Origin of the sequence: Flavobacterium sp. (assembly GCF_046153165.1) — a bacterium.
In the GTDB taxonomy this organism is placed as follows: domain Bacteria; phylum Bacteroidota; class Bacteroidia; order Flavobacteriales; family Flavobacteriaceae; genus Flavobacterium.
Genome location: NZ_JBJXEN010000057.1, coordinates 1 through 21140, shown reverse-complemented (window position 1 = coordinate 21140; position 21140 = coordinate 1). Strand labels below are relative to the sequence as shown.

General features: G+C 31.2%; 17 protein-coding genes, 1 tRNA gene and 1 pseudogene. 11 read left to right on the top strand and 8 right to left on the bottom strand.

The genetic code is table 11. From position 1 onward, the window contains the following. From ACKVOV_RS06760 to ACKVOV_RS06740, 5 genes are all read right to left on the bottom strand, one after another. Positions 1-212 (bottom strand): twin-arginine translocase TatA/TatE family subunit (locus ACKVOV_RS06760; protein ID WP_409206000.1); only part of this gene is annotated, 212 nt, incomplete at its 3' end. Positions 213-236: 24 nt separating this feature from the next. Beyond that, positions 237-2489 carry a M1 family metallopeptidase gene (locus tag ACKVOV_RS06755; RefSeq protein WP_409205999.1) on the bottom strand — a complete coding sequence of 751 codons (2253 nt, stop codon included), beginning with the start codon at positions 2487-2489 and terminating at the stop codon, positions 237-239. A gap of 59 nt (positions 2490-2548) precedes the next feature. Further along, a complete protein-coding gene (locus ACKVOV_RS06750) occupies positions 2549-3052 on the bottom strand; it encodes a DUF6702 family protein (RefSeq protein ID WP_409205998.1) in 504 nt (167 codons plus the stop codon). 13 nt (positions 3053-3065) lie between these two features. Beyond that, entirely contained in the window at positions 3066-3824 is a 759-nt protein-coding gene (locus tag ACKVOV_RS06745) for a hypothetical protein (protein ID WP_409205997.1), read from the bottom strand. Further along, positions 3811-4530 carry a hypothetical protein gene (locus ACKVOV_RS06740; protein WP_409205996.1) on the bottom strand — a complete coding sequence of 240 codons (720 nt, stop codon included), beginning with the start codon at positions 4528-4530 and terminating at the stop codon, positions 3811-3813. Before ACKVOV_RS06740 ends, ACKVOV_RS06745 begins: the two co-directional genes overlap by 14 nt. A gap of 114 nt (positions 4531-4644) precedes the next feature. Between ACKVOV_RS06740 and pepE the strand changes: the two genes are divergently transcribed. Beyond that, complete coding sequence (pepE, locus tag ACKVOV_RS06735) at positions 4645-5352, top strand: dipeptidase PepE (RefSeq protein WP_409205995.1); 708 nt, start codon at positions 4645-4647, stop codon at positions 5350-5352. Positions 5353-5389: 37 nt separating this feature from the next. Here pepE and ACKVOV_RS06730 read toward each other — a convergent pair. Then, positions 5390-5462 (bottom strand) — tRNA-Gly (locus ACKVOV_RS06730). A 136-nt stretch (positions 5463-5598) separates the two neighbouring features. Between ACKVOV_RS06730 and ACKVOV_RS06725 the strand changes: the two genes are divergently transcribed. Next, complete coding sequence (locus ACKVOV_RS06725) at positions 5599-6036, top strand: GNAT family N-acetyltransferase (RefSeq protein ID WP_409205994.1); 438 nt, start codon at positions 5599-5601, stop codon at positions 6034-6036. Positions 6037-6045: 9 nt separating this feature from the next. Continuing rightward, a complete protein-coding gene (locus tag ACKVOV_RS06720; protein WP_409205993.1) occupies positions 6046-7746 on the top strand; it encodes a murein L,D-transpeptidase in 1701 nt (566 codons plus the stop codon). On the opposite strand, the gene ACKVOV_RS06715 is transcribed toward ACKVOV_RS06720, so the two are convergent. Continuing rightward, positions 7735-8442: a murein L,D-transpeptidase catalytic domain family protein gene (locus ACKVOV_RS06715; RefSeq protein ID WP_409205992.1), complete on the bottom strand. Its 708-nt coding sequence runs from the start codon at positions 8440-8442 to the stop codon at positions 7735-7737. The genes ACKVOV_RS06720 and ACKVOV_RS06715 overlap by 12 nt on opposite strands. Before the next feature lie 207 nt (positions 8443-8649). Here ACKVOV_RS06715 and ACKVOV_RS06710 point away from each other — a divergent pair, with 207 nt between their 5' ends. Together ACKVOV_RS06710 and gpmI are read left to right on the top strand one after the other, a co-directional pair. Beyond that, positions 8650-11124: a DUF5916 domain-containing protein gene (locus tag ACKVOV_RS06710; RefSeq protein WP_409205991.1), complete on the top strand. Its 2475-nt coding sequence runs from the start codon at positions 8650-8652 to the stop codon at positions 11122-11124. A 103-nt stretch (positions 11125-11227) separates the two neighbouring features. Next, positions 11228-12745, top strand: a complete 1518-nt coding sequence (gene gpmI / locus ACKVOV_RS06705) for a 2,3-bisphosphoglycerate-independent phosphoglycerate mutase (RefSeq protein WP_409205990.1) — start codon at positions 11228-11230, stop codon at positions 12743-12745. A gap of 81 nt (positions 12746-12826) precedes the next feature. Here gpmI and ACKVOV_RS06700 read toward each other — a convergent pair whose 3' ends face one another. Beyond that, positions 12827-14104, bottom strand: coding sequence for an acetyl-CoA hydrolase/transferase family protein (locus ACKVOV_RS06700; protein WP_409205989.1), 1278 nt, complete (start codon positions 14102-14104; stop codon positions 12827-12829). Positions 14105-14254: 150 nt separating this feature from the next. On the opposite strand from ACKVOV_RS06700, the gene ACKVOV_RS06695 reads away from it, so the two are divergent. The 6 genes and pseudogenes from ACKVOV_RS06695 to ACKVOV_RS06670 all read left to right on the top strand — a co-directional run bounded on the left by ACKVOV_RS06695 (position 14255) and on the right by ACKVOV_RS06670 (position 20996). Next, positions 14255-14929 (top strand): TetR/AcrR family transcriptional regulator, encoded by a 675-nt coding sequence (locus ACKVOV_RS06695; protein WP_409205988.1) that lies wholly within the window; start codon positions 14255-14257, stop codon positions 14927-14929. A 5-nt stretch (positions 14930-14934) separates the two neighbouring features. Beyond that, positions 14935-16596, top strand: coding sequence for a peptidase domain-containing ABC transporter (locus tag ACKVOV_RS06690; protein ID WP_409205987.1), 1662 nt, complete (start codon positions 14935-14937; stop codon positions 16594-16596). Positions 16597-16601: 5 nt separating this feature from the next. After that, positions 16602-17960 (top strand): HlyD family secretion protein, encoded by a 1359-nt coding sequence (locus ACKVOV_RS06685; protein WP_409205986.1) that lies wholly within the window; start codon positions 16602-16604, stop codon positions 17958-17960. Between the two features lie 3 nt (positions 17961-17963). Then, on the top strand, positions 17964-19355 hold the full coding sequence (locus tag ACKVOV_RS06680; RefSeq protein WP_409205985.1) for a TolC family protein: 1392 nt from the start codon (positions 17964-17966) through the stop codon (positions 19353-19355). A 47-nt stretch (positions 19356-19402) separates the two neighbouring features. Next, the gene (map, locus tag ACKVOV_RS06675; protein WP_409205984.1) at positions 19403-20221 is read left to right on the top strand and encodes a type I methionyl aminopeptidase; all 819 of its coding nucleotides are present in this window, start codon (positions 19403-19405) and stop codon (positions 20219-20221) included. Then, positions 20221-20996 (top strand): annotated as a pseudogene (locus ACKVOV_RS06670) (class I SAM-dependent methyltransferase). Before map ends, ACKVOV_RS06670 begins: the two are co-directional and overlap by 1 nt. The last annotated feature ends 144 nt before the right edge of the window (positions 20997-21140 follow it).

Sequence of the window (21140 nt, the reverse complement as noted above, 5' to 3'; positions counted from 1 at the left end):
TCTGAAGTAAAATCTCCTGTTAATGATTTTATATCAATATCATTAGATTCGGCTCCACGCTGAATCTCAGATTTTATATCATTTGTTGCATTTTTTAGTTGAGCCATTGCTTTTCCCATTGTACGCGCTATATCTGGTATCTTATCTGACCCAAAAAGCATCAATGCGATAAACATGATAAAAACTAATTCTCCTCCTCCTATTCCAAACATTTTTTTAATTTTAAATAACGTTAATTAATCAAATTTAGATTTTCCAATTACTTTTGGCCAAGTATTATTGGTAACATCAATATCGGCAGTTTCTAATTTTGGATCGACTACAATTTTTGAAATAACTTTTTGAGTAGCAAATGTTCTTACAATTTCAACATCATTCATTCTCCAAATTTGAGCTGGGAATGTTTGATTTTCAGTTGTTCCGTCTTCAAAAGTTAGTTCTACAATAATTGGCATTACTAGTCCTCCAGGTTTATTAAAAGTTACTTCATAAAAATATTTTGGGGAAGCTAGTTTCGCAATTTCTTCTGGTTTGAAATTAGCTTGCACAAATTCGTCTAAAGTCTTAACATCTTTTACGTTTAATGCCTTCTTATTTTCTCCTAACAAATCTTGACTTGTACTAGAAATCATATATACTAGTGGCCCAGCCATTTTACGTCTATTTCTTCTGTTAACTTCTGGAGCTTTAAAATCTTTCGGAGCCTCATTGCTAACATAATATTGAGTTACATCTTTAATACCAATATCTGTATAATCTGTAGTATAAAACCATCCTCTAATAAACCAGTCTAAATCGGTTGCTGATGCATCTTCCATTGTTCTAAAAAAATCTTCTGGAGTTGGATGCTTAAATTTCCAACGATTTGCATAAGTTTTGAAAGCATAATCGAACAATTCATGACCCATAATGGTTTCACGAAGAATGTTTAAACCAGCTGCTGGCTTCCCGTAAGCATTGTTCCCAAATTGTTTTATCGCTTCCGAATTAGTCATAATTGGTTCAATATTAGACTGATCACCACTCATATAAGGAACAATTTTTGCTGCTGGGCCACGATCTACAGGGAAATTTTTATCAAAAGAAATCTCAGCAAGATATTCCATAAATGTGTTTAATCCTTCATCCATCCATGTCCATTGACGCTCGTCAGAATTAACAATCATTGGGAAAAAATTATGTCCTACTTCGTGAATAATTACGCCTAGCATTCCGTATTTTACTCTGTCAGAGAATGTTCCATCAGCTTCTGGACGTCCAAAATTCCAACAAATCATTGGATATTCCATTCCTTGATCTTGCGCATTTACAGAAACTGCTTTTGGATAAGGGTAATCGAAAGTATAACTCGAATAACTTTTTAGTGTATGTGCAACAGCTTTAGTAGAATATTGTTCCCATAACGGGTTTCCTTCTTTTGGATATAACGAAACTGCCATAACAGTTTTTCCACCCAATTTTACAGCCATCATATCTAAGATAAATTTTCTTGAAGTTGAAATTCCAAAATCACGAACATTCTCTGCTTTAAACTTCCAAGTTTTCTTTTTGTCAGAAAAACCTTTTTCACTTTCTGTTGCTTCTGCTTGTGTAACAATTACGACTGGTTTATCGAAAGAATTTTGTGCTAAAGCATATCTTTTTACTTGTTCAGGTGTAAAAACTTCAGATCTATTTAAAAGATTTCCTGTTGCTTCCATCACATGATCGGCTGGAACTGTAACATTTACTTCGAAGTTTCCAAATGGCAAAGCAAATTCTCCACTTCCCCAAAACTGCATATTTTGCCAACCCTCTACATCATTATAAACTGCCATTCTTGGGTAAAACTGCGCTAAAACGTATAATTTATTTCCATCTTTGAAAGGCTCATAACCAGAACGTCCACCATCTAACATGTAATTGTTAATATTATAATTCCATTTTATATTCATCACGTATTTTTCTCCATGCGCTAATGGTTTTACAAGATTTATACGCATCATGGTTTCATTGACAGTATAAGAAATGGGATTGCCTTTAATATCTTTTACGTAATCGATTTTAAAACCACCATCAAATTTTTCTTCTAAATATTTTCTAGAAAAACCTTGTGCACTAATCGCTGGATCTATTTTAGAATTCTCAACTAATGGTGTTTTAGAGGTTTTTGCCATTAAATTTTGATCTAACTGAATCCATAAATATTCTAAAGATTCTTTAGCATTATTAGTATAAGTGATAGTCTCTGTACCAAATAATTTAGCATTTTTATCATCTAACTCAATATCCATTTTATAATCCGCTTGTTGCTGATAATATTCAGGACCAGGTGCTCCAGAAGCTGTTCTATACATATTTGGTGTTGCCAACAAATCATACATCTGACGAAATTTATTTTTATCTTCGTGTCCTTGTTCTTTAGTTTTTGGAGTTTCTTTAACTTCTTGTGCAATTACTGAAGTTGAAATCGCAAGTAAAATTAAAAATGAATTAAATATGTTTTTCATAGCTTGATTTAATTTTAAAGCTATAAAAGTAATTATTTTTATTACAGAAAATTGAAAACTTATTGTTTTAACAAACCTTTCACATTATTGGGTGTTAGTAATAAACTTTGTTTGTTACCATATATTGTAGATTGAATAATGTTTTGTTGATCTGAATTTAAGTCGAATAAAGCTGTATTTTGAACTTCTAAAGTTTTTACTTTTGAAATTTCTTTAATATTATAATAGCAAATTAGCACATTTCCTTCGAGCTCTTTACTCAAATAATTAATACTTTTTTGTTGACCATTTATTTTTATAGAAAAATTGTCTAGGATATATTTTTTCATCAAAACTACATCTTCTGTCGTTTCATTCGTTTCTCCAATATTTGTTTTTTGTTTGTATTTTATTTTAAGAATATCATTCAAATCGTCAATAAAAATACGTGAGGTAATTTGAAGCATTTTTTTCTCAGGAACGTAATTGAGTTGGTATATTGACACATAAAATTTATGCATCCCAAAAGATGACAAACATATTATTGATAAAAAAAGGAATATATAAATTATTGATTTTTTCATTTTACGAAAATAACTATTCTTTTTTTGGAAAAGTAACTTGTTTATATTTTTCTGCTAATTCTCCTAGCAAGAATGTAGTCATTGTTTTGTTTTTAGATTTTATACTCGCTATTAATCGTTGGTCATCAATAACATAAACTTGAAATCCTTTTACATATTCCGAAGGGATTTTTAATGTCTCTGTAAAGAATGCTTCCTCATATAAATTATCAATCTTGACTTGCAGTCTTTCTTTATTTTCTACCTCAAGTTCTTTTTTTAACATGGCTGTTCTTCCAGAAATCCAATTTATTAAAGGATCTACTCCTATCGAACCTCCTGCCATTCCTCCTGCATTTAAATCTACAAATGGAGCGGTTGCGGTTCTTAATCGCCTTTGTGCTGGCGTATATGATTTTGTCCCTTTGGGAATAATTCCTAGCGAAACGGCGTTTATTTCGGAATAATTTTTAATATAAACCTCATCTAACATCCTGACTTGCTGTTTTAATCGTATAAAGAATATATTTTCGGCAAAATCAGATTGCTTTAAAACAACTTGCATTCCTTTTACCTGCATTCCAGAAAACATTAATGTATCGGTTGCTTTGGCTAAAATCGAAAAAAAACCACCTTTTTCAGTTATTGTACTTTTCTCGTTAGTTAAGTTGATAACATGAATTCCATCAAGACTTGAGGCATCAGAAATCACTTTTCCTTTCAATAATGTTTGAGAAGAACCATTTTGAGAAATCAGAAATAAAATAAGCATGAATAAACTATTTTTTTCCATTTCGTAATAATTCATTATAGGTTAAAGATTTTTCTGAAAGTAAAAAAGCTAATATTTTAGTATTACTATTTTTTAAATTTTCGATTATTTTTTTATCATCAATTACATATATTTGAAATCCTTTTATATATTCGAAAGGAATTTTTAGTGTTTTTGTATAAAATTCTTCCTCAAATAATGTCGAAAATTTATCTAGTAATTTTTCTTTTTTCTCAACTTCTACATTTTTTTTCAATTCCTTAGTTCTTCCGTTTATAGCATTTATAAGTTGAGCAATACCAATTCCAGAGCCCTCAGATATTAATTTTCTTTCGGCAGGCGTGTAGGTTTTTACATTTTTTGAAATAATTCCTAGAGAAACTGCATTTATTTGCGGGTAGCTTTTTATTTCTACTTCTTCTAGTTGGATTGCTTTTGGATATAATTTTACAGAAAATAAATCGGTAGAGAAATCGATTGGTTTCAAAAACAAATTTTTCCTTTCTATTTTAATTCCAGAAAACACTAAAACTTGATTTGGTTTAGCTTCAATAGAAAATAATCCATCATTACCTACAATTGTTTTTACATTGATAGATAAATTAGTTATATAAATTTCGCCAAAATTTGAACCATCGAAAATCACTTTCCCTCTTAATAGTCCCTGAGAAAAACCACTTTGAGAAAAAAGCAAAATTGTAAATAGTAAAAATAATACTCGCATCATAAATCTTTAATATTTTGTAAAAATAGAAGCAACCTTCACAATTTATTATTAATGCCTTGATAATTTTTTGTTAATAATAATTATTTACCTTTGAAACTCATTAATAACAAAACAATGAAAAGAGTCATTCTTGCTAGCACTTCAACCTTATATAATGGTGATTATTTAGATTATTTATTACCTACATTACAAAATCATTTTAAAGATTGCAAAACATTACTTTTTATACCTTACGCCAGACCTGGTGGGATTTCACACAATGATTACACTGAGAAAGTAAGCCTTGCATTTGCAAAAATAAACATAACAGTAAAAGGCATTCATGAATATAAAAATCCCATTGAAGCTATACAAAAAGCAGAAGCTATTTTTACAGGTGGAGGAAATACTTTTTTGCTAGTTTCTCAAATTTATAAAAATAATTTGATGCCTATTTTAAAAAATACCATTGAGGCCGGAGCTCCTTATTTAGGAACAAGTGCAGGTAGCAATATAGGCGGAGTTACGATGAATACAACAAATGACATGCCTATTGTCTTGCCTGAAAGTTTTAATACCTTAGGATTAATCCCTTTTAATTTGAATCCACATTTCCTAGACGCAAACACACAATCAACACATATGGGAGAAACTCGTGAAACAAGAATAAATGAATTTCATACCATAAGTAACATTCCTGTTTTGGGTCTCCGAGAAGGAAGTTGGCTAGAAATATCTGGGGGAAATATCATATTAAAAGGAGATTTAACAGCCAAGTTATTTAGACAAAATGAAACAGCTATTGAACTAGAAACAAATACAAATTTTAATTTTTTGACATAAAAAAACCTCAAATTATAATTTGAGGTTTTTTATGAAGAGCGAAAGACGAGGCTCGAACTCGCGACAACCAGCTTGGAAGGCTGGAGCTCTACCAACTGAGCTACTTTCGCATTACTGAGGTGCAAATATAAATAATATTTCTCGTTAGTTGCAAATTTTTTTTCAAAAAAAATGACACTTTATTTATATTAAAAAAAATAATTCTCTTAATCCATTTATTATTAAAGTTTTAACCATTCAAAAAAAATGAATATTATTAAAGAAATTACTACTCAAGAAACATTTTTGGTACGAAATTTGGTATTAAGACCTGGAAAACCCGTAGAAACTTGCTTTTTCGAAGGAGATAATTTTACAGACACTAAACATTTTGGACTATTTAAAGATAGAAAAATTATAGGAGTCATATCGATTTATAAAAATAAAAATGTTATTTTTATAGACCCAAATCAATATCAAATTCGTGGAATGGCTGTTTTGAAAGAGTTTCAAGAAAGAGGATATGGAAAATTATTAGTTAAACATTGTGAAAATTATTTAAAAAATAATAATACAACACTAGTTTGGTTTAACGCAAGAGAAACTGCCATCCCATTTTACGAAAAATTAGGTTACACCAAAAATGGATTTCCTTTTGTGATTACCGATGTGGGAATTCATTTTTTAATGTTTAAAAACTTATAACAATATTAAATGAAACAACTTTACTTTATAATTCCGCTTATAATTTTTATTTGCTGTAAAAAAAGCACCTTAGAGAGAACTTCTATTGACAATCCTTTTTTAAATGTGTCTTTTTTAAATAACTCGGTAAACATTGATTCTACATTAATAACAAACTTTAATAATCCGAATTTAACTGCTTTTTATAAAAACTATAGTTACGAAACCGTTTGGACTAATGAGGACAATAGATCTATCGTTTTAAATGAGTTTAAAAATACTACAAATGAAGGTTTACTTCCTAACGATTATAATTATGACAAGCTCTCCTCTTTAAACTCTAATTATAACAATTTAGACAATATAAAATTAGTAGAATTTGATTTATTATTTACACAAAGTATTCAAAAATACCTGTCACACATATATAAAGGGAAAATTGCACCAAAAGCAATTTATAATGATTGGGATTTAAAAGACAAAACAATCGATGTAAATGCTTTGCTATTTGAGGCTATTGAAAATAAATCTTTTGTATCAAAATTTGAAGAATTAAAACCCAAACATGCCATTTACAAAAACTTAAAAGAAGCGCTGCAATTATTAAATACTTTTCCTAAAGATTCGATCCCATTTATAGTATTAAAGACAAAAGATAAAATTGTGTTTAATAAGTCCCACAAAGTAATGAAAAACATAAAAAGACGATTAATGTATTGGCATGATATGCAACAAGCAGATACATTAACTACTATTTATGATAAAGAAACAAAAGATGCGATAAAAAAATTTCAATCACGTCATGGTTTAAATCCCGATGGAGTTATTGGAAAAGGAACTATTTCGGCTTTAAATTTTACCAAAGACCAACGAATTGAACAGGTTGTTGCAAATTTAGAGCGTTGGAGATGGTTTGCTGACGATTTTGGTAAAAACTACCTTTTAATAAATATTCCAGACTACACTTTAATTGCCATCAAAGATAATGATACCATGCAAAAACAAAGGGTCGTGGTAGGAAAAGACACGAGACAAACACCTATAATAGAATCGAAAGTTTCTAATATAAATTTAAATCCTAATTGGACAGTTCCGCCAACCATTCTTAAAGAAGACATATATCCAGATGCAATTAAAGACAAAGGAGTTTTTAAGAAAAAAGGACTAACTATTTTAGACAACAAAAACAATGAAATTGATCCATCGGATTGGAAAATAGAAGATGCAAAAAAATACAAATATGTTCAGAATCCTGGCAGAAACAGTGCTTTAGGACTCATGAAAATAAACTTCCCCAACAAATATTCCGTTTACCTACACGACACTAATCATCGTGATTTTTTTAGTTTCACTTATAGATCGCTAAGTTCTGGATGTGTAAGACTAGAAAAACCCTTAGAAATGGCTGCTTATTTGATAAATAATCCTGAAAAATGGGATTTAAAAACAATACAAGATACGACCGATATTAATTATTACAATAAACTTCAAAAACAAAAAGAAAAAAGAGTTGCTATAAAAAACGCAAAACTTTTAGCGAAAAATCCGCTTTTAGTAATTCCTGAAAAAGTATATCCGAAGCCAGAACTAAAAACAATAGTAGTAAAAATTTCAGATGACATTCTTATTTACCAACTGTACTGGACAGCATGGCTAGAAAAAAACTCATTACAATTTAGAGAAGATATTTATTGTCTAGATTCTGATTTATACAATAAACTAAGAAATTAATTTAGATGTGATTTCGTAACTTCTACTTGGATGATAAATAAATATACAAGATTTACCTTTTATAGTTTTGATGATTTGAGTTTTTAAAGCTTCTGGAATAGCTGGACAACCTTGACTTCTCCCTAAATAACCTTGTGATTTTAGTATTGATGGATTAGCATAACTAGCGCCGTGAACAACAACAGCTCTTGAACGAGCATTACTATTTATTCCTTTTTCTTGCCCATCAAGTTTCAATGACAACCCATGTTTTCCGTTGTAAGTTTCTCCAGTTGTATAAAAACCTAAACTACTTTTATTAGAACTAGCAGAATTCGAAAAACTATTAGCATACTCTCCACCAGAATTCATTCCGTGAGAAACCACTGTATTATATAATATCGTATTATTAGACAAATCGATAACCCAAAGTCTTTTCTTTGTAGATGACAAACTAAAATCGATCACTGTTAAAATGTCTTTTTGAATAAGCCCTTTTTCTTTCAAAGCATAAAAGCCTTCCATTGCCTTTTTGAAGCAAGTTATTTGTGGCAACACAAAATGGTTAGCATCTAGAGAATGATAAATAATTTCAACCTTAGCTGCAAAATTATTTGCCGCTGCACTAGCAAGTAATTTCGGATCTGTGTTTGTAGTACTTTTTGGCGAAAAAGACATGAAAAATACTAAAAGAAGAGGCAAGATTCTATAAGTCATTGATAATGTATTAATTGTGTTGTTGTTTGTATAAGACAAATATGTAATAAAAAATATTAGTAACCAAATATTTTTGCATTTAATCGGTAAAATTTAACATTTAATCGGTTTTTTTAATATCCTCTTTTTAGTTAAACAAATCATAAATAACAGGCACTCCCTAAGAATATTTCTAAATTTGTTCCATCATCAAAAAAATCAAAAATTATGCCTTACAGACTAATCATCATATTCGCATTACTATTTAGCAAAAATATTTACTCTCAAAATAATTCTGTTTCTAGTCCCGAAAAACAATCTAACTCTTTAACTTCAGAGAAAAAGAAACTTAATACAATACTGTCCAACGAAAGAATTTTAATTGACGGAGAGCTAAACGAAGGGATTTGGCAAAAGGCAGAAGTTGCTACTAACTTTATTATGTTCGAACCAGATAATGGGATACCAATTGCTCAAAATAAAAAAAGTGATATTAAAATAGTTTACGATAATGAAGCTATATATATAGGAGCAATGCTAAATGACGACCAACCAAACAAAATCATGAGGGAAATCACACAACGTGATGATGATGGCTCATCTGATTTTTTTGGAGTAAGCGTAAACGGTTATAATGATGGACAACAGGAATTTCGATTTTATGTAACAGCTGCAGGTGTGCAATTAGATTGTAATTCTAACTCACAAACTGGAGAAGATTTTTCTTGGGATGCTATTTGGGAAAGCAAAACTAAAATAACTGACAAAGGATGGATTGTTGAAATGAGAATCCCCTATTCAGCGCTTCGATTTTCAAAAGAAAACATTCAAACTTGGGGGATTAATTTTTTAAGACAAATTCGCCGTGATCGACAGCTATATACTTGGACACATATAGATAATAAAAAAGGATCCTTCGAACAACAAGCGGGGGAATTGCATGGTATTGAAAATATAAAAACGCCAACTCGTTTATTTTTATTCCCTTATGCTTCTGTTTACGTTAGCAGTGATAAGAAAAACGGAACTAAAACAGAACTAAAAGGTGGTTTAGATATAAAATATGGTATAAACGATGCTTTTACACTCGATGCAATCTTGGTTCCAGACTTTGGTCAAACAGCCTTAGACAATCAAATCTTAAACCTTGGCCCATTTGAACAACAATTTAATGAAAACAGACCTTTTTTTACCGAAGGGACAGATTTGTTTAACAAAGGTGATTTATTTTATTCAAGAAGAATTGGCGGAAAACCATCATTAAGACGTGGTCGATTAAATCAGGAAAAAGAAACTAATGAAATTATAGATGAGTATCCATCAAAAGTAAACTTACTAAATGCGCTAAAAATCTCTGGTAGAACAAAAGGAGGTTTAGGTATTGGATTTTTAAATGCAATTACTCAAAAAACCGAAGCTACACTTTTAGATACACTTTCTCAGACTAAACGAAAAGCTGTAATCGAACCATTGTCTAATTTTAGCATTCTTACATTAGACCAACGTTTCAACAAAAATTCATCAGTATCATTAGTAAATACAAATGTTACTCGAGATGGTGAGTTTAGAGATGCAAATGTAACTGCATTAGTATGGGATTTAAATACTAAAAAAAACACATTTAATCTTTCGGGAGATTTTAAATACAGTAATGTAAACGAATACAAAAATTTAGACGACAGAAAAGGTTATAATACTTCCTTAAATTTTGCCGAAACCAGCGGAAAAATACGTTTTAATGTTGGAGCTAAATATGTATCTAAAGAATATGACAACAATGATTTAGGGATAAATTTTATAACAAATTACAGCAGTGTATTTGGAAATATGAATTACCGAATGCTAAAACCATCAGAAAATTTGAATGCTTTTAGACTAAACTGGAATGTATATACTGAGTACGAAAATATAACAGGAAAATTACAGGGATTAAATTTAAACACAAATTATCATTTTACTACAAAAAAGAATAACGGATACGGTTTCGGAATTAATTCAAAACCCGTAAATACCTATGATTTTTATTCACCCGGAGTAGAAGGACGGTATGTAACAATACCAAAAAATTATGGAGCATGGGTTTATTATTCATCCAATTACAACAAAAAATTCGCAGTAGACATTAACCCTTATTTTACAGAATATTTTGAAGGAGATCGTATGGAATACGGAATAAGTTTTGGACCAAGATACCGTCTAAACAATAAAATTTCTTTTAGGTTAAATTATGATTTTGGCAAGCAAAACAGCGATAGAGGATTAGTAGATTATCAAGGAGATGATATTATTTATGCTCAAAGAGATGTAAATTCATCTACACTGGCTTTATCTACTAAATATGCTTTAAACAATAAAATGACAATCAACATCAACTCTAGATACTACTGGTCTTATGTACAAAACGACAAGTTTCTTTCATTACAAACAGACGGAACTTTAATAGATAGTAATTATACCAATGCTTTAAATCAGGATTTCAATACTTGGAATATAGATTGTTCATACTCATGGTGGATTGCCCCAGGAAGTCAGCTTAATATGCTGTACCGCAACACATCATCAAATGGTTTGTCAGAAATTCAATATATAGATAAAAATGTATCCCATAACTTCAACACCTTATTTGGAGACAAACTGCAACATACTTTTTCAATTAGTTTGCGATACTTTTTAGATTACAATAGAGCAAAAAGCTGGATATAATTCATTAAATTTGTAGCTATTCCTGTTGTACACTATATCTTTTCCTTGCTAAAGAAGCAAGAAAAAGGATGCCGTTCCCATCAGGGCTAAAAATCCGTAAAAAATGAACAAAAAAGTAATCCTAATGATTCTTGATGGCTGGGGAAAATCTCCAGATCCAAAAGTATCCGCTATAGACAATGCCAATATTCCATTTATAGATTCACTTTACAAGAATTACCCAAGTGCACAACTACGAACCGATGGTTTAAATGTAGGCCTTCCTGAAGGACAAATGGGAAATTCCGAAGTGGGCCACATGAATCTTGGCGCAGGACGAATCGTATATCAAGACTTAGCAAAAATAAATCTAGCCGTTGCTAATCATACTTTAAGCAAAGAACAAGTATTAATCGATGCTTTTCAGTACGCAAAAGAAAATAACAAATCAGTTCATTTCTTAGGACTACTGTCAGACGGTGGCGTACATTCTCACACTTCTCATTTACGAGGATTATTAGATGCTGCACAAGATTTTGGATTAGAAAAAATATTTATTCACGCCTTTACTGATGGTCGAGACGTAGATCCAAGATCTGGAGCGAAATACCTAGAACAAATTGGAAATTATATTTACAACACACCAGCAAAATTAGCTTCAGTTATAGGTCGTTATTACTCAATGGATCGTGACAATCGCTGGGAAAGAATAAAATTAGCCTATGAATTATTGGTTAACGGAAAAGGAAATCATTCTAAAGATGCCGTTTTATCAATATTAGATAGTTATCACAAAAACATTACCGATGAATTTGTTGAACCAATAATAATGGTCGACGACAACGATAATCCTATTGCTACGATTCAAGAAGAAGATGTCGTTATTTTCTTTAATTTCCGAACAGATAGAGGAAGAGAACTCACCGAAGCGTTATCTCAACAGGATTTTCACGAGCAAAACATGCACAAACTCAATTTGTATTATGTTACACTCACAAACTATGACGAAAGCTATAAAAATGTAAAAGTTGTTTACAACAAGGATAATATTACCCAAACTCTAGGGGAAGTTTTGGAAAAAGCAGGCAAAAAACAAATCAGAATCGCCGAAACCGAAAAATACCCACACGTAACCTTTTTCTTTTCTGGCGGACGAGAACAACCTTTTATTGGAGAAAGTCGCATCTTAAAAAACTCTCCAAAAGTTGCCACATACGATCTACAGCCTGAAATGAGCGCTTTTGAACTTGCTGATGCTTTAGTTCCTGAATTAGAAAAAGGTGAAGTAGATTTTGTATGCCTTAACTTTGCAAATGGTGATATGGTAGGTCATACAGGAATTATGGCAGCAGCTATACAAGCCTGCGAAGCAGTTGATAAATGTGTCGAAAAAGTAATTACATCTGCATTAGCAAACAATTACACAACTATCATAATTGCCGATCATGGAAATTGCGAAACAATGATAAACCCTGATGGCACGCCAAACACAGCACACACAACAAATCCTGTTCCTATTATTTTAGTTGATAAAGATTTAAAATCAATTCATGATGGCGTTCTTGGAGATATTGCTCCTACCATTCTCGAATTGATGGGAATTGAAAAGCCAGCTGTAATGACTAGAAATTCATTACTATAGAACTTATTCATAATAACTTACATTAAAAAATGATGAAACTTTAAAGCTTCATCATTTTTTTATTTATCAGATTTGTGAATATTATAATTTACTATTAATCATTTCAAAATAAGATTTTTCAATCCACTCCTGATGATTCGGGTGTGCAATTTTCACCATTTCAACAGCTCTTTGTTTGAGTGTTTTTCCATATAAATCTGCAATTCCATTTTCGGTAATTACATAATGAACATGAGATCGGGTGGTTACCACACCGGCTCCTTGTTTTAAATAAGGAACAATTCTGCTGTCACCATTTTTAGTAATTGAAGGCAATGCAATAATTGCTTTTCCCCCATCACTTAAAGATGCTCCTCTAATAAAATCCATTTGTCCTCCCACACCAGAATACATTCTTGCACCTATCGAATCGGCACAAACTTGCCCTGTGACATCAACCTCAATAGCCGAGTTTATAGCCACCATTTTTGGATTTTTTCTAATTTTTGAAGTGTCATTTACGTAAGACGACTCCCTCATTTCAACAAAAGGATTGTCATTTACAAAATCATATAATCGCTGTGAACCTATAAGAAATGTAGCTAAAGCTCTTCCTCTACATGTTCCTTTATAATTGCAATTAATCACATCTTTCTCGATTAAATCTATGACTCCATCAGAAAACATTTCGGTATGTAATCCAAGATTTTTATGATTCGTTAATTTTGTTAAAGCCGCATTTGGAATAGATCCAATTCCCATTTGCAAAGTACTTTTATCTTCAATGAGTGAAGCAATATAAGTCCCTATTTTATCCTCTATAGGAGAAATCGCATCCATTCCGTGTCCATATATTGGAGTATCAACTTCTACTAAATAATCAATTTCGGATACATGAAGAATACCATCTCCAAAAGTTCTTGGCATTTTCGGATTAACTTGAGCAACAACCGTTTTTGCGTTTTCAATTGCTGCCAGTGTTGCTTCTACAGAAACTCCAAGAGAACAATATCCATGAATATCTGGAGGCGAAACATGAATAAAAACAGCATCTAATGGCACTACTTTTTTTCTAAACAAATAAGGCAATTCGCTCAAAAAAACAGGCGTATAAGATCCATTACCCGCAGCTAATGTGTGCCTAACATTTTTACCAATAAAAAAAGAATTCACATGAAAACTTTCTGATAATTCAGGATTTGCATAAGCAGCTTCTCCTTCGGTATGTAAATGGCAAATTTCAACATTTCGTAATTCGGAAGCACGTTCAGCCAAAGCTTTAGTTAAAACAGTTGGTGTCGCTGCGGCAGCCTGAACATATATTCTATCATCAGATTTTATAATCTTTACAGCCTCTTCAGCCGAAACATATTTACTCATAAAACAATTATATTTTTGGTACAAATCTAGTGCTCTAAAGTTACTCTAAATATGATAAAACTCATCTCATTTAATAAAAAACATATAAATAAAAGTTAAAATTTCATTATTAATAGCAATACTATTATATTTGCAAAAATATATATTATTATGAATAACATACTATCAAATATAAAAATTCAAGTCAACGAAAAACTTTATCACAAAGATCCCGAAACATCTATTTTAGGAAAAAAAATAATTGAACACAGTATTATGCTTATTGATGAAATTGGTTTCGATGATTTCACATTTAAAAAACTGGGTGAAAAAATAGGTTCAAACGAAAGTTCAATTTACCGTTATTTTGAAAACAAACACATGCTTTTATTGTATTTGTCATCTTGGTATTGGAGTTGGATTGAATATCGAATGGTCTTATCTACAAACAACATAGAAAATGCATTTGAAAAATTAAAAATAGCTGTTACAATTGCTACTGAGAAGATTATCGATGATAGTGCTACAAAACATATAAACGAAGCAATATTAAATAAAATAATAATTTCTGAATTCACTAAAACACTACTAACCAAGGAGATTGATGAAGAAAACAAAGAAGGTTTTTTTTTAGTATATAAAAGAGTCATCAATAGAATTGTAAGCATAATCGAACAAGTAAATCCTGAATATCCATTTGCAAAATCATTAGCATCTACTATAGTTGAAGGATCATTACATCAACATTTTTTGAAAGATCATTTAAAAACAATAACAAATTGTAATCAAGAAATTACACCTACTGATTTTTATTTAAATCTTATAACAACGCTATTTAAAAAGTAAAAAATATGTCTCCACTAAAAAGATTTTTCAACCTTTTGTCTTTAGATAAGAAAGATGTTTATCAGGTGTTTTTTTATGCCATTTTTGCAGGTTTGTTAAGTTTATCTCTACCTCTAGGAATACAAGCTATAATTAATTTTATACAATCTGGAAGAGTTAGTGTATCATGGATTATTTTAATTATTCTTGTTGTAATTGGAGTTGCTTTAGTTGGTATATTATCATTAATGCAACTTCGCATAACCGAAAATTTGCAGCAAAAACTCTTTGTTCGTTCTTCGTTTGAGTTTGCGTATCGATTGCCAAAAATCAAGTTTGAAGAAATATACAATACCTATCCGCCCGAATTAGCAAATCGTTTTTTTGACACTTTAACCATACAAAAAGGAACCTCTAAATTATTGATTGACTTTTCTGCAGCTTTATTGCAAATTATTTTCGGGATTATACTATTGTCTATATATCATCCATTTTTTATCGTTTTCGGACTTTTCTTAATGATTCTTTTGTATGCCATTTTTAAATTTTCATATAACAAAGGGCTAGAAACAAGCATGAAAGAATCCAAATTTAAATACAAAGTTGCGGGATGGCTTCAAGAAATGGCTAGAAAGAATACTAGTTTCAAGAAAAATATAGCTTTTAACTTTTCTCTTCAAAAAAATGATGATTTAGTAAGTGATTATCTAAAATATAGAGAAAGTCATTTTAGTATTATTAAGAAACAATTTACTCAGTTAATTATTTTTAAAGTTATTATTACTGCAAGTTTGTTATTAATTGGAGGATATTTAGTTTTAAACCAACAAATGAATATTGGTCAATTTGTAGCAGCAGAGATTATCATTTTATTAGTTATTAATTCCGTAGAAAAAATAATTTTAGGCCTAGAAACATTTTACGATGTGCTAACTGCTGTTGAAAAAATTGGACAAGTTACGGATATGAACATCGAGGATAGCAATGAATTACAAGATAACTCAATCAATTACGCTAACATTTCCATAGAAACGGACAATCTTTATTTTAGATTTCCAGATTCACCAAATGATATTTTAAGTGGAATCAACTTGAAAATTGAGCCTGGAGAAAAAATAGTATTGCTAGGCGAAAACGGTTCCGGCAAGACTACTTTGATGCAAATATTATCGGGAGTTATAGAAAAAACGTCGGGTTCTTTTAGTATTAATGACAATACGTTTAGAAAAATGGATTTAAACCAATACCGAAGTCAAATAGGCGCTATTGTTCATGGAGAAACTCCGTTTGAAGGAACTATTTTAGAAAACATAACCTACAATGACAATTCAATTAGTAATGAAGATTTAAAATGGGCGCTAGATGCTGTACAACTAACGGCATTCATCAAAACATTACCAAAAGGATTAGATACTCAAATTTATCCTGAAGGGAAACAACTTTCTTCATCAAATGCACAAAAAATAGTATTAGCTAGAAGTATAATCAAAAAACCTCAACTCTTATTTTTTGAAGAGGCAACCGACTTAATGGACGAACCTGTTGCAAACCAAATAATAGACTTTATTCTATCGGATAAAAATGATTGGACAGTTCTGGCAACTTCAAAAAACAAGCATTGGCAAAATCTTGCCACAAGAACAGTTACGATGAAAAATGGTCAAATACTTAATGATTCAAAAAAATAATAGCCATGTTAAATCTTTCCAATAATAGTAAATCAAAAATCGAACAAAAGTCGATAGAACGATTTCGAACGATACAAAACCTGAGCAATCGTCCTCATTATAAAATATTAAATAAAATCATACTTTTTGTATCGATTTTAGGTGTAATCATTTTGTTTCTTCCTTGGACACAAAACATTTCTGGAAGTGGTTTTGTAACTACGCTAAAGCCAAATCAGCGACCACAAACCATACAAACGGCAATTGCTGGCAGGATAGAAAAATGGTATATAAAGGAAGGTGATTTTGTAGAAAAAGGAGACACCATCTTGTTTATTTCCGAAATAAAAGAAGATTATTTTGATCCAAATCTAGTAGGAAATACAAAAAATCAAGTCGAAGCAAAAAAAATGGCATTAGAATCTTATGACGGGAAAGTCTCTTCGTTAGGTTCTCAAATTAATGCTATTGAGAATGAAAAAACGCTAAAACTGGAACAAACAAAAAATAAAATCAAACAATCCCTACTCAAAATAAAAAGCGATAGTATGGATCTTGAAGCAGTAAAAACACAATTAAAAATTGCAAACACCCAATTTATTCGGTCTTCTCAACTCAATAAAGAAGGACTAAAACCTATGACCGATGTCGAAGAAAAAAGATTAAAACAACAAGAAGTCGAAGCAAAAATCATTACACAAGAGAATAAATTTTTAACAAGTAAAAACGAATACATTAATACTAAAGTCGAAATTAATCGAATTTTAGCCGAATATTCCGAAAAATCAGCCAAAGCAACAAGCGATAAATTTACAGCTCTAAGCAATCAATATGACACGGAAGCTCAGGTAAATAAACTACAAAACCAATATGTAAATTATAGTATTAGAAACGTAATGTACTACATCAAAGCACCGCAAAGTGGCTACATAAACAGATCGTTACAATCAGGTATTGGAGAAACGATTAAAGAAGGAACGTCAATAGTTAGCATCATGCCTGCCAACTACGAAATTGCAGTAGAAACCTATGTTTCCCCAATAGATTTGCCTTTAATTTCCAAAGGAGAAAAAATAAGAGTATGGTTTGACGGATGGCCGACTATTGTTTTCTCTGGATGGCCCGATATGTCTTATGGTACTTTTGGCGGTAAAGTTATTGCCATAGAAAATTTTATTAGCGAAAACGGGAAATACAGAGTTCTCATTGCTCCTGATGAGAATGAAGCAAAATGGCCCAAACAACTAAGCATAGGCTCAGGCGCACAAACTATTGCGTTACTCAATACGGTACCTGTTTGGTTTGAGGTTTGGAGAACATTAAATGGGTTTCCTCCCAATTATTACAAGCAAAACGCTAAAAAAGATAACAAAGAAAAAAAATAAAAAATGAGAATTGGCTTCCTTTTATACTTACTATTTACAATTGGAATATCATTTGCACAAGGCAAAGATTCTAATGAATTGTCGTATAATGAATTTCTAGGGTATGTGAAAAAATTTCATCCTTTAGTAAAAAAAGCAAATCTAGAATTAAATATGGCACAAGCTAATTTGATGATAGCTAGAGGCGCATTTGATCCCAAATTTGAAGTAGATTTTTCAGAAAAACAATTTAAAAGCAAAGACTACTATTCTAAATTAAATGGTAGTTTTAAAATTCCTACGTGGTATGGCATCGAAATTAAAACAGGTTTAGATAGCAATGATGGTTTGTATTTGGATCCTGAAAATTCAACTTCAAATCAAGCATTAACTGCCATTGGAATTACAGTTCCTTTAGGACAAGGCCTTTTTATTAACCAACGAATGGCCGATTTGAAGAAAGCTAAAATTCAATACAATTTGAGTCAAGCTGAAATAAAGTTACAAGCAACTGCTGTGTTATATGATGCTTCACTGGCGTATTTTAATTGGAAAAAAAACTTTACAGAAGTAAAATTATACGAAAAATACAACAAACAAGCGGATTCGAGATATACTGCTATTAAAAAACTAATAGAATTAGGCGACAAACCCGCCATTGATAGTATTGAAGCGGGTATTGTAGTAAAAAATCGAGCTTTGAATCTTTTAGATTCGCAATTGAAACTTACAAAAGCAAAACTAGAATTATCTAATTTTATATGGTTAGAAAACATGATTCCTGTGGAAATTTCCGATAATTTAATCCCCGAAGAAACACTACTAGTAACGATAGAAGAAACTTTAAAAACCAATCAATTTTCAACTCCAGAAAAAACACTAGACAATCATCCCAAAATAAATGCCCTTGAAAATAAAATTGAAATCTTAACAATCGATAAAAAACTGAAAGCAAACTTACTCCTGCCTAAAATAGATCTTAGTTACAGTTATTTATCGGAACCTCGTTATTTCGATAATTATCAGTTTGACAATTATAAAGTGGGAATAAATTTTTATTATCCTTTGTTGCTTCGCAAGGAACGAGGTAGTTTAAAATTAGCCAAATTTAAACTACAAGATGCTCAATATTCGTTAGATTTAGAAAAAGTTCAGTTGAAAAACAAAATAAGTAGTTACCAAGCAGAAATTCAATCGATAAAAAGTCAAAAAAAAATCATCAATAGCTTAGTTAAAGATAATATTCTAATGCTCAATTCGGAGGAAAGGTTATTTTCATTTGGAGAAAGTTCTATTTTCTTAATAAATACACGGGAAAACAATTTAGTTAGTGCGCAATTATCGGAAATAACTCTCGAAAACAGGTATTTTGTTTCCCACGCAGAACTATTCAAAACCATAGCCAATCCTAATTAAAAAAGATATAAAAAAATCGTTACTTTTGCAATCTTAAAATTCATAAAATGATTATCCAAAAGACTCGTGAAGAAATAGAATTAATGCGCGAAAGTGCACTAATCGTATCTAAAACATTAGGAATGATTGCTTCTGAAATAAAAGAAGGCGTCACTACTTTATATTTAGACAAACTAGCCGAAGCATTTATTAGAGATCATGGTGCTGTGCCCAGTTTCTTAGGATTGTACGGTTTTCCAAACTCCCTTTGTATGAGTCCAAACTCACAGGTTGTTCATGGAATTCCAAATAACATTCCTTTGCAAAGTGGCGATGTCATTTCGGTAGATTGTGGTGCTTTCAAAAATGGGTATCATGGTGATCATGCATATTCTTTCGAGATTGGTGAAGTAGCACCCGAAACCAAAAAATTATTACAAGTTACTAAAGAATCATTATACGTAGGAATCCGAGAATTTAAAGCCGGAAACAGGGTGGAAGATGTTGGAAATGCTATTCAAAAATATACCGAATCTCATGGTTATGGTGTCGTTCGCGAGCTAGTAGGTCATGGTTTAGGACAAAAAATGCACGAAGATCCAGAAATGCCAAACTACGGAAAACGAGGTCGTGGAAAATTATTTATCGAAGGTATGGTAGTCGCTATAGAACCTATGATAAATCTAGGCACTAAAAACATAAGACAACACAAAGATGGCTGGACAATAACCACTGCTGACGGAAAACCTTCAGCACACTTCGAACATGATGTCGCGCTTATTGATGGAAAACCTGAATTACTTTCAACTTTTGCCTATGTTTACAAAGCTTTAGGAATTGTAAGTAATGAGGAAGATGAATTTAGAAAAGTGCCATTGGTTATATAATGAAAAAACTATTCAAACTAATACTCAATACCATCCCACGACCTATCTTAATAAGATTGAGTTACGTGGCTCGTCCTGTTTTAGCATTACTCCTAAAAGGAAGCAAATTTACCGATCCAATAGATGGGAAAAGCTTCCGTATATTCCTGCCTTATGGTTACGGATCACAAAGAAATAACGTATTATCGCCAAGTACACTTTCATTAGAAAGACATCGCTTATTATGGTTATACCTCCAAAATGAAACTGATTTTTTCACATCTAAAGGCAAGAAAAAAGTATTACATTTTGCACCAGAACAAGCATTTTACAAATTATTTCGGAATCAAAAAAATCTAGAATACACTACAACCGATTTGTTTTCGCCTTTGGCAGATGTAAAAGCAGATATTTGCAATTTACCTTTGATGATAATCAATATGATATCATTTTGTGTAATCATGTTCTAGAACATATTCCTGACGATACGAAAGCCATGCAAGAATTATTTCGTGTTCTGAAACCAGGAGGAATGGGGATTTTTCAGATTCCACAAGATTTATCTCGAGCAACCACTTTTTCTGACGATACTATTGTCGACCAAAAAGAACGCGCTAAAATATTTGGACAATACGATCATGTTCGAATTTACGGCCGAGATTATTTTGACAAACTAAGAAGTGTTGGTTTTACAGTCATTGAAGAAGATTATACCAACAAAATTGCACCTGAACTAGTAGAAAAATATTGTTTAGCAAAAGGAGAGATTATCCCAATTTGTTTCAAAAAACAATAAACTGGCACAATATTTCGTTCTAAAATCATATATTTACTCCAGTTGAAATTAAAATCATGGTAAAAAGAGTATTTTTCTTTTTTATAACAATCTTTTTTGTGAATTCAGTTATTGGTCAAACAATTTCCGAAACATATCCACCAT